At 35.2% G+C, this 14,202-nt stretch carries 14 protein-coding genes; 6 read left to right on the top strand and 8 right to left on the bottom strand.

Going from position 1 to position 14,202, the window contains the following annotated elements; all coding sequences use genetic code 11:
- Positions 1–27 precede the first annotated feature (27 nt).
- The 4 genes from M2306_RS01630 (at position 28) to M2306_RS01615 (ending at position 3,531) form a co-directional block, all read left to right on the top strand.
- Entirely contained in the window at positions 28–486 is a 459-nt protein-coding gene (locus M2306_RS01630) for a type I restriction enzyme HsdR N-terminal domain-containing protein (RefSeq protein WP_002986663.1), read from the top strand.
- Between the two features lie 9 nt (positions 487–495).
- Entirely contained in the window at positions 496–1,503 is a 1,008-nt protein-coding gene (locus M2306_RS01625; protein ID WP_259189064.1) for a glycosyltransferase family 2 protein, read from the top strand.
- A 76-nt stretch (positions 1,504–1,579) separates the two neighbouring features.
- On the top strand, positions 1,580–2,413 hold the full coding sequence (locus tag M2306_RS01620; RefSeq protein WP_181816700.1) for an OmpA/MotB family protein: 834 nt from the start codon (positions 1,580–1,582) through the stop codon (positions 2,411–2,413).
- A gap of 167 nt (positions 2,414–2,580) precedes the next feature.
- Positions 2,581–3,531, top strand: coding sequence for a metallophosphoesterase (locus M2306_RS01615; protein WP_259189066.1), 951 nt, complete (start codon positions 2,581–2,583; stop codon positions 3,529–3,531).
- Here M2306_RS01615 and M2306_RS01610 read toward each other — a convergent pair whose 3' ends face one another.
- Together M2306_RS01610 and M2306_RS01605 are read right to left on the bottom strand one after the other, a co-directional pair.
- On the bottom strand, positions 3,532–4,506 hold the full coding sequence (locus tag M2306_RS01610; RefSeq protein WP_259189067.1) for a DUF4421 family protein: 975 nt from the start codon (positions 4,504–4,506) through the stop codon (positions 3,532–3,534). It lies immediately after the preceding gene.
- 14 nt (positions 4,507–4,520) lie between these two features.
- Positions 4,521–5,999, bottom strand: coding sequence for a hypothetical protein (locus tag M2306_RS01605; RefSeq protein ID WP_115091103.1), 1,479 nt, complete (start codon positions 5,997–5,999; stop codon positions 4,521–4,523).
- 320 nt (positions 6,000–6,319) lie between these two features.
- Here M2306_RS01605 and rfbA point away from each other — a divergent pair, with 320 nt between their 5' ends.
- Positions 6,320–7,201 (top strand): glucose-1-phosphate thymidylyltransferase RfbA, encoded by an 882-nt coding sequence (rfbA, locus tag M2306_RS01600; protein ID WP_115091105.1) that lies wholly within the window; start codon positions 6,320–6,322, stop codon positions 7,199–7,201.
- A gap of 5 nt (positions 7,202–7,206) precedes the next feature.
- On the opposite strand, the gene rfbB is transcribed toward rfbA, so the two are convergent.
- The 6 genes from rfbB to M2306_RS01570 form a co-directional block, all read right to left on the bottom strand.
- On the bottom strand, positions 7,207–8,229 hold the full coding sequence (gene rfbB / locus M2306_RS01595) for a dTDP-glucose 4,6-dehydratase (RefSeq protein WP_259189068.1): 1,023 nt from the start codon (positions 8,227–8,229) through the stop codon (positions 7,207–7,209).
- A gap of 114 nt (positions 8,230–8,343) precedes the next feature.
- On the bottom strand, positions 8,344–9,462 hold the full coding sequence (dnaN, locus tag M2306_RS01590; protein ID WP_002986677.1) for a DNA polymerase III subunit beta: 1,119 nt from the start codon (positions 9,460–9,462) through the stop codon (positions 8,344–8,346).
- An 80-nt stretch (positions 9,463–9,542) separates the two neighbouring features.
- Positions 9,543–11,231, bottom strand: a complete 1,689-nt coding sequence (gene gldG, locus M2306_RS01585) for a gliding motility-associated ABC transporter substrate-binding protein GldG (RefSeq protein WP_259189070.1) — start codon at positions 11,229–11,231, stop codon at positions 9,543–9,545.
- Positions 11,231–11,950 carry a gliding motility-associated ABC transporter permease subunit GldF gene (gldF, locus tag M2306_RS01580; RefSeq protein WP_259189072.1) on the bottom strand — a complete coding sequence of 240 codons (720 nt, stop codon included), beginning with the start codon at positions 11,948–11,950 and terminating at the stop codon, positions 11,231–11,233. The genes gldG and gldF overlap by 1 nt, the downstream gene beginning before the upstream one ends.
- 13 nt (positions 11,951–11,963) lie before the next feature.
- The gene (locus M2306_RS01575; RefSeq protein WP_002986682.1) at positions 11,964–12,260 is read right to left on the bottom strand and encodes a putative quinol monooxygenase; all 297 of its coding nucleotides are present in this window, start codon (positions 12,258–12,260) and stop codon (positions 11,964–11,966) included.
- 15 nt (positions 12,261–12,275) lie between these two features.
- The gene (locus M2306_RS01570; protein ID WP_002986684.1) at positions 12,276–13,103 is read right to left on the bottom strand and encodes an SAM hydrolase/SAM-dependent halogenase family protein; all 828 of its coding nucleotides are present in this window, start codon (positions 13,101–13,103) and stop codon (positions 12,276–12,278) included.
- 96 nt (positions 13,104–13,199) lie between these two features.
- Between M2306_RS01570 and M2306_RS01565 the strand changes: the two genes are divergently transcribed.
- Positions 13,200–14,186 (top strand): PhoH family protein, encoded by a 987-nt coding sequence (locus M2306_RS01565; RefSeq protein ID WP_115091113.1) that lies wholly within the window; start codon positions 13,200–13,202, stop codon positions 14,184–14,186.
- Positions 14,187–14,202 lie beyond the last annotated feature (16 nt).

The following is a 14,202-nucleotide window of genomic DNA, read 5'->3' as shown; positions in this document are numbered from 1 at the left end:
ATTCGCTTAAACAAATATCTTTGTGTTATGCAAAGATTAAACTTTCCAGCTTTTAATTTCCGATTCAAAAATAGTGAAAATAAGGTAGCTATTTTTGATGTGATCCGTAAAAAATTTATTCTTCTAACTCCTGAAGAGTGGGTAAGACAACATGTCGTACACGATTTAATGGAGCATAAAGGATATCCTATTTCGCTCATTAGTGTCGAAAAGATTGTCAAGATCAACGGAATGAACAAGCGTTATGATGTTGTGGTCTTTAAACCCAACGGGGCAATTGCCATTCTCATTGAATGTAAAGCCCCTTCGGTTGCCATCACCCAACAGACCTTTGACCAAATTGCCCGCTACAATTTTCAACTGCGCGCGGAGCATTTGTACGTAACCAATGGATTGAATCACTACTTCTGCCAGATGGATTACGAGAAAGAAAGTTATTTCTTTTTGCCATCGCTACCGAACTACACTACCTTTACAACTGAATAAACGAGGATTATGGGGAAACAATTTGCACTAGTTGTCTTAAACTGGAACGGCAAAAAACTTTTAGAAACATTTTTACCTGCCATGGAGCAATTTTCACCACAAGCTAACTTGTACGTGGTTGACAATGCATCTACAGATGGGAGTCAAGCGTTTATTCAGGAGGCATTCCCTTCGGTAAAAATCATCCAAAACAACGGAAACTATGGCTATGCAAAAGGGTATAATGAAGGACTAGCTGGCTTAACAGAACCCATTCTCATTTTAATTAACTCGGACATTGAAGTAACGCCCAACTGGCTAACTCCCATTGCAGCTTTGTTTGATGCTAATCCTGATTTAGCGATTGTACAACCTAAGATACTCGATTATAAAAACAAGGCATATTTTGAATATGCAGGAGCAGCAGGAGGCTATATTGACAAATATGGTTTTCCATATTGTAGAGGACGTATTTTTGATTCCATTGAAAAAGACGAAGGGCAATACGATGATGTAGTCGATATATTTTGGGCAAGTGGAGCTTGCCTATGCATTAAAAACGAGGTTTTCCAAGCCTTAAATGGATTTGATGAAGATTTCTTTGCACACCAAGAAGAAATCGACTTGTGTTGGCGTGCTCAAAACAGAGGCTATCGCATTCAATATTGTGGTTTCTCAACCGTATACCATGTAGGTGGAGCAACGTTAAACTACAACAACCCAAGAAAAACCTACCTCAACTTCCGCAACTCCTTGATGATGCTGTACAAGAATTTACCAGCTCATCACAAGTTTAGTACGATATTCATTCGCCTTTGCCTGGATGGCATTGCAGGCGTTCGTTTCTTGTTGCAATTTAAACCCAAGCATTGTTGGGCGATCATTCGATCTCATTTTGCCTTCTATAAACGCATTCCAAAACTCAAAAATAAAGTAGAATTCACAAGTATTAACAATTATTTTACAGAAAAATCCGTAATTTTTTCGTACTTTGTACTTAGAAAAAAGAATTTCATCATAATTCGAAACAAACAATAAATAATTTTTACTCAGATATGCCAGAATTTCAATGCTTTTGGTATATTTGACTCAAAATTCAATCATTTTTTTATTTATGAAAAAAGTAGTTTTAGGTTTATCAGTTTTGGCTCTTGCACTTACGTCTTGTGGTACAAAACAAAAAATTGCTGATTTAGAAGCAAAAAACAAAGCAGTACAAGATTTATTAAACACTTGTACTATCGAATTGAACTCTGCACTTGCTGAGAAAAAAGTTTTATCAGATCAAGTACACGATTTAAAGAAAAACACATCTGATTTGATTAGCAACGTAGGTAACTTAACCATGTTATCTTCAAAAGGTGCTGACAACTTAGAAAAATCTTTAGAAAGTTTAAAAGAAAAAGATTTAAAAATTACAAGATTACAAGACGCACTTACGAAGAAAGACTCTGTGACTTTAGCTTTAGTAAAGAGCGTGAAAAAAGAAGTTGGGTTTGACGATCCAGATATTGAAGTTAACGTAGAAAAAGGAGTTGTATACATTTCAATTGCTGACAAATTGTTATTCAAATCTGCTAGTTACCAAGTTAATGATAAAGCGAAAGCTGTATTAGCAAAAGTAGCTAAGATTGCAAAAAGCAAACCTGATTTTGAATTAATGGTTGAAGGACACACAGATAACGTGCCTATCAAAAACACAATGTTTGAAGATAACTGGGACTTAAGTGTGAAAAGAGCAACTTCTATCGTTAGAGTGTTACAAAAAGATTTAGGTTTAGATCCTAAACAATTAGTAGCTTCAGGACGTGGAGAATATGTGCCTTTAGTTGATAATGATAATGCTGAAAACAAAGCAAGAAACAGAAGAACTAGAATCATCTTGATGCCAAAAATCGATCAATTCTATGATATGATCGAAAAAGAAATGAAAGAAATGAAGAAATAATCATTTTCTGAATAGTAATAAAAGCCACTTGTAATACAAGTGGCTTTTTTTATTTCCTATTCTTCTAAAATTAAAGAATTATTTATTTGTTTCTTTCTAAGAATATTAGTATTTTATTCTTTTATTTAAACCCACTACTAACCATTATTTTCATACATACCTAAACTATGAATCGAATTCAAAAAAACTTTAACAATTTTGACATTATTGGTGATATACATGGCCACAGCAATGACTTAAAAAATTTATTAGGTGCCTTAGGCTACAAGTTAAAAGGGAACTACTATCAACATCCAGAAAGAAAAGTACTCTTTTTGGGCGATTATATTGACCGAGGTGTGAATGTTGTTGAAGTATTAGAAATTGTCAAAAACATGGTAGACAATGGAGAAGCTATTGCTTTAATGGGAAATCACGAATACAACGCCATTTGCTACAATACACTAACTGCTGAAGGAACTTATTTGCGAGAACACAGTAAGAAAAACTTCAATCAACATGCCATTACCATGGCTGCCTTTATGCAAAAACCCAACTTGTATAAAATGTATATTGAATGGTTTAAAACCCTACCTCTATTTTATGAAAATGATTCCTTTCGCGCGATTCACGCTTGTTGGGATGAAGAGAGTGTAGCTTACCTTAAAACACGTCTATTAAATGATTGCTTAACCACCGATTTACTAGAAGAAGCTAATACAGCAGATACTCCTTTATATCATGCTGTAGAAATTGTATTGAAAGGAAAAGAGATAAACTTACCCAACAATCAATCCTTTATTGATAAAGACGGGATTATTCGCCATTCCTTCCGAGTAAAATGGTGGGAAGAACCTAAAAAACCACATACCTTAAGTACTGTAAGCGCCTCGGTGATTAAACACCACACCGATGAGGCTGTAGATATTCAAGAAGTGAATTTCTATACCAAAGACGCAAAACCAGTATTCTTTGGGCACTATTGGATGAAAGTCAATGCAAATCGCACACCAGTGATCTTAACTCCAAATACCTGTTGCTTGGATTATAGTGTAGCCAAAAATGGGCATTTGGTTTGCTATCGCTACAGTGGAGAACAAGAGTTAAACTCCAATGCCATTAACTTCAATAAGGAATAACTAATACGTAGAAGGATTCAACAAATCAATCAAGTCATATTGTAAGATTTTTGGATCCTTTTTCAATGAAAATCGCTTCGTCAAAAACAAAGAAAAGCTTTTATTGGATAGCTGTGTCGTATAGCCCTCCACTTTATCGAAGTACATTGCATTTAGTGACGAGCGTATTCCTACTCCCCATTCTTCTCCTTGATAGGCAAGATTGAGTGTACTCGCTATTTGCCCATTGACATAAAATACCGTATTTCTGGTTTGGAGATTCTCATCAAAGATGCCATTAATCCCCACACTGAAAGATGGTGAAACTAAAAACTTCTTCCAGAGTACCCAATTGTAAGCATAGCCGACAGTTGGACCAAAACTAAAACTTCGCCTGTCATTTCCCTGTATACCTTCAGACAATTCAGGTGTATTTTTAATGACAGTCAAAAAGCTAGTTCCGCCAATCAACAAGGCACCTGCCGACTTTTTCTGTATGCTATTTCTATTGTTCGCTGCTCCAATTGAAAATTTATCAGAATTAAATACATAGGTAAATCGACCTCCATACATATTAATTCTCAAATCATTAAAACTGAGGTATATTTTATTATCCTCATCATAGCGATAAAATCCTTTATATTGTTGAAAATAGAAATCAACCAAAAACTTCTTACCAACCAAATGATATTGCAAATCAACCGTACTACTTTTCCCTTTCTCTTTATCGCGCATTCCAGAAAAACCATGGCGATAACTCAAGGAAGAGTTTTTCCAAGAAAAAGCTAATCCAATATTTAAAGGTCGATTGGGTTCAAACGTAAACTCTTTTTTGTCTTCTTCATAATTGAGAGACAAATACTCTTGAGTCAAACTGGTCGATGCTCCATAGGTATGCTTATATTTTCCAATATACAACGTATCCACTTGAGCCAAACTACAAGTACAATAAAGTAAACCGATGCTTACAACAAGTATGTTCCTTTTCCTCTCCAATCTAAAGTGGTTTATTAAGTGAATAATTCTTCTATTTTCTGAATACCATCACGCTGACAAATAATACGATAACGTTTATATTCTGTATGATCTTCATATTCAATCTGGGAGATAAAATTAATATAATAAACTTTATCTGCATGAAAGCCGATGACTTGTTCATTTTGTTCGTCTAAGCTCAACACCGAAACTTTGGGATTATCCATCCGTTGCAATAAACGCGTGAGATTAAATCGAAAAATATCGTGAACACCTTTGAAAAAATAGGTGCTATTTTTCATCATTTCTCCTCGGTCCAAAGAGACTTTCTTGCGGTATAACAATATTTTTTCATTGTGAATTCTATTTTCAACCTCTAATAGCACTGATCGATTTCGGATATTGAGGATCTCAGAAGGAACTTTTTCATCCGTAATAAAATCAACCGCTTCTTTAATCCATCCTATTTGTTTTCCTTTAATACTTATAGACGTTTTATTGTCAAAGTACTTTCCTCCAAGCTTACCAGCAAAATAGAAGCGCATCAAATCTTTGATTCGATCTTTAAGCATATAACCTACAACCAAAGCAACAAATAAAGGCATCGTAAAGTTGCCGTATTTTTGCTGAAAAGAAAATGCCACAATCGTCGCAAAAACCATAGATATTCCTGCAGCAATACTATAATATACCTGCTGTACAAAAACGCCATCGCTATCTTTTTTCTTATTTGATTCTAAAATCAAATCGGACTCTACGTATTTATTCAACATAGCATAGCGATAAATAACCGCTTGATTGGTTGCCTTTTCATTGGCTTTAATGAAACTATATCCCATGTTCTTCATATAGGCCTGTTCCGATAAAATCAACTGTTTTACTTGATGCTGTAGCAATTGAAAACGTTCATCTGATACAAGCATCAATCGATCTAACAACAAAAAGCTATAACGCAATAAGGTATAGGACAAATATTCATCTGCAAAACTGAAATAGTTTAGATATTCCTTTCCTGTTACCGTTTCATTTTGGTGTAATTCTTCTTTTAATGCTCTATACTTATCGCGGATGGAGATACTTGAATTAACATACGCCTGAACTAAATCCGCATGTTGATCTTCTGTAGCTTGTTTAAAATCAATAACTGCATTGCGCAAGGCACTTCTAAAAATAGCCATGAACATCTTCAGCTGGAATTCTATTTCATAGACATGGATTGCAGTTTCTTCTCTCAATAAATCCTGAGTAGCTGCACTTAAATTATTATAAGGGATTGCTCCTTCATCCACAATAGCAGCGAGCTTATACACCGGCGTAATAAAGCGTATTTTAGACTTTACATCTGAGTAAAACTGATCTTTAGAATAGGTCATCTTATTCAGATCTAACGTATTGGGAACGAAAATCCAAGTATTAATTGTAAAATCGCTTTTATGCTGATTTTCACCCTTTATAAAACCAACTTTCATTTCTAAAGTATACGCATCATGCGACCTAACTTTGATATCTAGCATTTTAATTGTATTTAAAATTACTTTACCCCTACCTGCCTTATGTAACACTTGAAGATCGTCCAACTAACTTCTTCTCAGCGCAGATTTATACAAATTTAATTATAAAAACCACATATTTATACCTTTACCAATTTCAAAGTTTACCTCCCTTTCCTTCTTGTATAGCAAAATGGTTTTCTATGTTATTTCAATTTCCAACCGCCAGCTGTACTAATTATATATAAAGTTTTTGATTCAAATTTACCCCAAACAAAAATCTTTACTTATCTTTCAACTCTCATTGGTAATCACTTTACCTTGATTTAAAAAAACGCAACACTATGAAGGGAATTATATTGGCAGGTGGTTCAGGAACACGATTACATCCTCTTACCTTATCTATATCGAAACAGCTTTTACCCGTTTACGATAAGCCAATGATTTACTACCCTTTATCAACGCTCATGTTGGCGGGAATTCGCGATATCTTAATTATCTCGACACCTCGAGATTTGCCTTTATTTGAATCTTTATTGGGAACAGGTGCACAATTGGGAATTCAACTTTCCTATGCTGTACAACCCCAACCAGAGGGAATTGCTCAAGCTTTACTTATCGCAGAAGACTTTATTGGAACCGATCCTGTTTGTTTAATTTTGGGGGATAATATTTTCTATGGTAATGATTTAAAAAACAAATTACAACAAGCCATCCTTGCAGTAGAAGAAGAAGAAAAAGCGGTTGTCTTTGGTTATACAGTTAAAGATCCGCAGCGCTATGGTGTTGTTGAATTTGATGCACAACACAAGGCTATTTCAATTGAAGAAAAACCAACCGATCCCAAATCTAACTTTGCTGTAGTTGGCTTATACTTCTACCCAAATAGTGCCGTAAATCACGCCAAAACACTACAACCTTCTGCTCGTGGTGAACTAGAAATAACAAGTTTGAATAATCTATACTTGCAACAAGATAATTTACTAGTCCAGCCCTTAGGACGCGGTTTTGCTTGGCTTGATACAGGAACACACGAATCCTTAGTCGAGGCTACTGAATTTGTAAAAACAGTAGAAAAGAGAACGGGACTTAAGATTGCTTGTTTAGAGGAAATTGCCTTATACAAAAAATGGATTTCCATGGATGCCTTAGCGCAACATATCGCTCCTTATAAAGGGGAATATTACGACTATATTCGAGACAATATTCGTTTCATGCAAAAGTAAACCGCTTACTTTTTTTGCTCAATGCTAGTAATCCAATCCTGATTAGCTAAATACCAAGCTACGGTTTTTCGCATGCCTTCTTGTACTTTTTCAGCAGGCATCCAACCTAGGGCTTGTAATTTTGTAGCATCGATTGCATATCGGAAATCATGTCCTTTTCGATCTTCTACAAAGCGAATCAATTGTCGACTCGTTCCTTGTTCTTGTTTTAATTCTTCATCTAATATTTCGCATAAAAGATGTACAAGTTCAATGTTTTTTACTTCATTAAAACCTCCAACATTATACGTTTCACCAGATTTTCCATGATCTAAAATGAAGCGAATCGCTTCTGCGTGATCTTCAACATACAGCCAATCGCGGATATTTTCTCCTGTTCCATAAACAGGAATAGGCTTTTGCTGTAAGATATGTTGAATCGTTAAAGGAATTAATTTTTCTGGATATTGATTAGGTCCGTAATTATTAGAGCAATTGCTAATCAAATAAGGCATTTGATAGGTTTCTCCATACGCGCGAACAAAGTGATCAGAACTAGCTTTAGAAGCAGAATAAGGCGAATTAGGCGAATAGGCCGTCGTTTCTGTAAACAAACCTTCACTCCCTAAAGTTCCATAAACCTCATCCGTACTAATGTGGTAAAATACTTTTCCCTCCCAATTGTGTTCCCATAATTGGCGAAAAGCATTCAGTAGAACAACGGTTCCCATTACATTTGTTGTTACAAAAGCCAACGGATCAGCGATAGAACGATCGACATGGGATTCTGCAGCTAAATGAACAACATGGGTAAATTGATAGGTTTCAAATAATTGCTGAATGAAATATTCATCGCGAATATCCCCTTGTACAAATTGATAATTGGGATATTCCGCTATATCTTGAATATTAGCTAGATTACCAGCATACGTTAGTGCATCTAAATTGACAATTATATCATCGGGATAAGCCGTTACAAATTTGCGTACAACATGACTTCCTATAAAGCCAGCACCGCCTGTAATTAAAATGCATTTTGAAGATTTCATTTGCTTGTCTATTATCAATAACAAACAAATATAGCTATAAAAAAGCTACGCATACCTCGATATGCGTAGCTTAATTTAATCAAAAAAGGCCTATATAGTATAGACCTTTTTGTATTAGTTATTTAACATAACAGGCATTACAAGCATAGTTACTGCTTCTCCATCTTCTAGACCATCTACTGGTGTTAAGATACCTGCTCTGTTTGGTAATGACATTTCTAATTGAATCTCATCTGATTGAAGGTTGTTTAACATCTCCAATAAGAATCTTGAATTAAATCCGATTTGCATATCGTCTCCTTGATAATCACAAGTTAAACGCTCATCTGCTTTGTTTGAGTAGTCAATATCTTCTGCTGAGATATTCAACTCTGTACCTGCAATACGCAATCTGATTTGGTGTGTAGTTTTATTTGCATAAATAGCCACACGACGAACTGAATTCAAGAATTGAACTCTGTTCAATAATAATTTATTCGGGTTTTCCTTCGGAATTACCGCTTCGTAATTTGGATATTTCCCATCGATTAAACGACACGTTAATGCATAGTTATCAAACGTGAATTTTGCATTCGAATCATTAAATTCAATTACTACATCCGCTCCAGACGCCATTAAAATATTCTTTAAAATATTCAATGGTTTCTTTGGCATGATAAAACTAGCTTCACTTGGTGAAGTTATATCTGTACGAGAATATTTAACTAACTTATGTGCATCCGTAGCAACGAAAATTAATCCTGTCGGTGCAAATTGGAAAAATACCCCTGACATTACTGGTCTTAAATCGTCGTTACCTGCTGCGAAAATTGTTTTGCTAATTGCTGTTGCTAATACACCAGCTGACACTTCTGTTCTTGATGGATCTTCTAAGCTCTCTGCTTTAGGGAATTCATCTCCTGCAGAATAAGCTAAAACGTATTTTCCAACATCTGAACTAATTTCAATCGTATTGTTTTCCTTTACTGAGAAAGTCAATGGTTGCTCAGGAAATGTCTTTAATGTTTCCAACAATAACTTAGCAGGAACAGCAATACTTCCTTGACTAGTTGATTCTATCTCTAGACTAGCAGACATTGTTGTTTCCAAGTCAGACGCTGAAACTCTCAAGATATTATTATCCAATTCAAACAAGAAATTGTCTAATATATGTAAGGTATTACTACTACTAATAACACTTCCTAATACCTGTAATTGCTTCAACAAATAGGAACTCGATACTATAAATTTCATATTAAAATATTTTTATACGTAAAAGGCTTTACACCTACAAATATATTCGATTAACTTCAATAATAAAAGTAGAATTTGCACTACTTTTTAACAAAAGCCTTTCTTTTAAAGAAAGAAAACAAAAATCCAATCACCAACAGAACGACAATCGGAACAACTAACACAATAATTTGGATGGTTGTATGCTTTTCAAAAACCTTCATCTTATCTAAAACTGGAATTTTAACTTCCTTAGTACGAAGGTTAATCAGTCCAGAATCATCCAATAAATAGTTCACCGCATTGAACAAAAATTCTTTATTTCCGTATAGTTTATTGGTCCATTTATCATAGCCCAATTCCATCGGTTGATAGTCTTGATCCAATTGATTTTTGATGATATCTCCATCACTTATCACAATCATTTTCGTTTCTTCACTTTGTTTTTTCGCATTTGGTAAAGCAAATGGCAATACTCTATTTTCAAAAACAGACTTGAATTGCCCTTCTAACAGTACCCCCAACACATAATTTCCTTTTCCCTCATATACTTCAGGAGTCGTTTCTTCATTGAGCATATCCAAGGTAATCTCCGCTGGAGTACCAACAGTCAAGGAATATTGAGACGATTGTAAGAGTACCGTTTTGCGAATACCGTTTTTCAATGTATCAATTGGCGAAGCAAAATCCATGCGAACCCCTTCAATATTCTTCACTATAGGATGATTCGATTCTGGATAAACAAAAGGAGCAAATTTCCAAATAAACTCCCCGTATTGTGTTTCACTTCCTTGACGTCCCAATGCTAATTTTATCGGAGTTGCCACCTCATCTTTTACCAAAAGAGGATTAATGCGTACGCCGTATTTGAAAAGCATTTCTCCCAAAGACTGATCCTTTGGATAAGCCAACATGGTTCCTTTGGCACGTAAACTATCAAAATCAGCTTGTACTTGATCTAACAACCACAAGGTTTTGCCTCCATTCATGATGAATTGATCCAAAACCTCTATCTGTTTTTCATCAAATTCTCGCGTTGGTTTAGCCACAATAGCCAAATCATATTCCTGCAATTGCGCTAGCGTTTTTTCTGGCGCTTTAGCAACTGAATCTAATGTAAAAGGTGCAATGTGATAATTCTCTTTAGCCGAAATTAAAAAATCTGCGATATACTGATCCTCTAATTGACCATTGCCTTTTAAAATCGCAATCTTTTTCGATTTAGGCGTATTAATCTTTGCAATAGCTTCCGTAAAAGCATATTCTAAATGTTGAATAGACGTCAATACTTTCTCTTCGGTATTCGCTCCAATCATATTTTTCAACAATTGAACTTTTACCATTTGTTCCCCTTTGCTAACAAAAGCCCAAGGAAATACTAAAGATTGAGATTGAATCCCTTTATCATTAACCGTTAAGGTAACGGGCTTAGCCCCTAGCCCATACAGGTTACTTACAATTTGATCTTCTGTTCCGCCTCCTTCTTCTAAAGGATTGACAAAACGGAATAAAATATTTGAATTTTCAGCACTAAACTCTTCTAGCAATTGGCGTGTTTCTCCTTGTAGCTTGACAAACTCTTGAGAAAATTGACCTTCTAAAAGCACCTCAATTAAAATAGGTTCTTGTACCTGATCGATAATTTCATTGGTGATTGGAGAAAGGGTGTAACGCTTGTCTTGTGTCAAATCGAAACGATGATGTACAACTGCTCCGATACCGTTTAACAGTACAATTCCGGCAATAAAACTACCAAGCTGAACAATATTTTTCTTTGTCTCTCTTTTCATTATTTTCGCAATTGATTAATTCGGAATACAGTCAAACTCAAAAATAAAGCAGAAAAGGAGATAAAATAAAGTAAATCTCTTGTATCAATTACTCCCCTAGAAATACTGCTAAAATGAGCATGTATTCCCAACTTGCCAATACCGTGTAAGGCTTGTACACTATCCAAAAAAGTTAATCCATAAGAAGCCAACAGACAAAACAGGACAGCTAAGATAAAAGAGACCACCTGATTACTTGTCAAGGAAGAAGCAAAAAGCCCCATGGCTACATAGGCTGCCCCTAAAAATAGAAGTCCTAAATACGAACCAATCACACTTCCTAAATCAAAGGTTTGTCCTGCTAAGAGATACTCCTGCAACACCCAAACGTACACTAAGGTAGGTAGGATAGCTAAGAGTACAAGTGTGAGTACTCCAAAAAATTTACCCAACACAATTTGCCAAGGAGACAACGGTTTGGTTAAAAGCAATTCTATGGTTCCTTGTTTAATTTCTTCTGAAAAACTTCGCATAGTCACCGCGGGAATTAAAAATAAAAATACCCAAGGAGACAAAAAGAAAAAAGGAGATAAATCGGCAAATCCACTTTGGGGGATATTATAATCTCCATCCAAGACCCAAAGGAAGATTCCATTAACAATCAAAAAGACAATGATTACTAAATAACCGATTGGCGATCCAAAAAAGGATTTAATTTCGCGCAAACACAGTGCTTTCATATAGTAAATGCGTTTATTTTAACGTAGCGTATTTATCCACACTCCACGCTTCAGCTTTTTCTTTGAATAATTTCTTGAAATAAGGCCAAACTTCTCCAAACAACGTTGATTTTTTATACGTATCTAAATCTGATTCTTCAGTCCAATAGCTGTAAGTAAAAAAGATATTCGGTTGATGTTTATCTCTGTATACTTCTAGAAATTGACAACCCGGAAAGTTACGAATTTGGTCTTTGTATTTTTCAAAATGATTTAAAAAATCATCTATTTTATCCTCTTGTAAGGTAAGTTTTACGATACGTACAAACATATTTTTTACTTTAGATTACTCTTCACTAAATTCTATAAACAACTGATCTTCTAAATGCACGCCTAGTAACGTTCGGATAGAACCACCAGGTTCATTTGTTGTTGAATACATAATCGCCACTACCAATTGTCCAACTTCATTAAACAAAGCGAGTAATTCTCCAGCTTTATTGAGCAATTCACTTGGATCATTGACATTGAAATCAGCGTAGTATTCATTTATTTTTGTAATTGTACGATTTTTTATTCGAATACCAAAGTTTCTTCCTCTTCCCACTTGTTCAAACAATTCTCTCGAAATATTTGTCACTAGATTTCCGAATTTATCTTCATACACGTATGTTCCAATAATAAGATTTGGTTTAACGGTAAGATTTTCAAGCAATAAGTTCATCTTATACAAAGAATCAATCGGTTGTCCGATTGCTTGTAACTCTTTTCCTTCACACAATTGATACGCACAGTACACGAATACGTCATTTGTACTCATGCCTTCCACGTGATTAATCGCAACCGCTTCTTCAAACTCGTGCGTACCGAGTGCAACTGCAATTGCCCCATTATCCGTTCCGATAAAGTAATGGTCTTGATATTTCACGCATATAGCGGCCGAGAAAGGCAAGATAGCAGAGGCTACAGATAGAATATGAATAGTTCCTTTTGGAAAATGACTATACGCCATAGAAAGCACAAAACCAGCATCCGCCACTCGATAGTTTCTCACTCCATGAGAAATATCAACTACATTACAATTTTGAATATTAGAATATATCTTCCCCTTTAAAACGCCTACATAATAATCTGTATATCCAAAATCAGTTGTTAATGTAATTATTCTCTGCATTATTTTTTAGTCTCTATTTTTATAAGAAAAATCAATTTTTTATAGTAGATTTGAAATACAAAATTAGACTATTTTTTTAATTAATTCGTATTAGTATTGAACGAAAGAATAATAGAACTATCGGAAATTAGCCCTAAAGAGTTTTGGGGACCTCAAGACATCCACTTAGACGTTTTAAAAAAGCTTTACCCTCGTGTTAAAATAATCGCAAGAGGATCTCTATTAAAAATATATGGAGAGGAAGAAGTTTTAGATGAATTTGAACGAAAATTTGTCCGTTTGGTCAAATACTTCACTCGATATAATAAGATTGATGAAAATGCGATTGAGCGCATTGTATTGGATAGTGACATCCAACAAACCACTGCTTTAGACGATGTCTTGGTGCATGGTGTTGGAGGAAAACTAATCAAGGCTATGACGGAGAATCAGCATCGATTAGTCAAATTTGTAGAGAAAAACGACATGGTTTTTGCCATAGGCCCTGCGGGTACTGGAAAAACCTATACGGGTGTTGCTTTGGCCGTTCGCGCCTTAAAGAACAAAGAAGTGAAGCGTATTATTCTAACACGTCCTGCAGTGGAAGCTGGTGAAAACTTAGGTTTCTTGCCTGGGGATATGAAAGAAAAATTAGATCCATACATGCAACCGTTGTATGATGCATTGCGAGATATGCTTCCGCCACAAACCCTAGAAGATTATTTATTCAAAGGCGTGATTCAAATTGCACCTTTAGCATTTATGCGAGGTCGTACCTTAGATAATGCTTTTGTCATTCTAGATGAGGCACAAAATACCACGCATTCTCAGATGAAAATGTTTTTGACGCGTATGGGAAAAAATGCCAAGTTCATCATTACTGGAGACCCAGGACAGATTGACTTACCGCGCAAAGTTTCTTCTGGATTAAAAGAAGCAATAGAAATTCTGAAAGACGTTGAAGGAATTGGCATGCTTTACTTGGATGACAAAGATATTGTACGCCATAAATTAGTAAAACGCATTGTAAATGCTTACAAAATTGTGGAAGACAGACGAGATACTATCAAACCAGATGATATAAAAAAGGTTGAAAACAATTAAGTTTTCAACCTTTTTT

It is taken from the genome of Myroides gitamensis, from assembly GCF_029894455.1.
Taxonomy (GTDB): Bacteria; Bacteroidota; Bacteroidia; order Flavobacteriales; family Flavobacteriaceae; genus Flavobacterium; species Flavobacterium odoratum.
The sequence above is the reverse complement of the archived record's forward strand: the minus strand, read 5'-3'. Positions and strand labels throughout refer to the sequence as shown.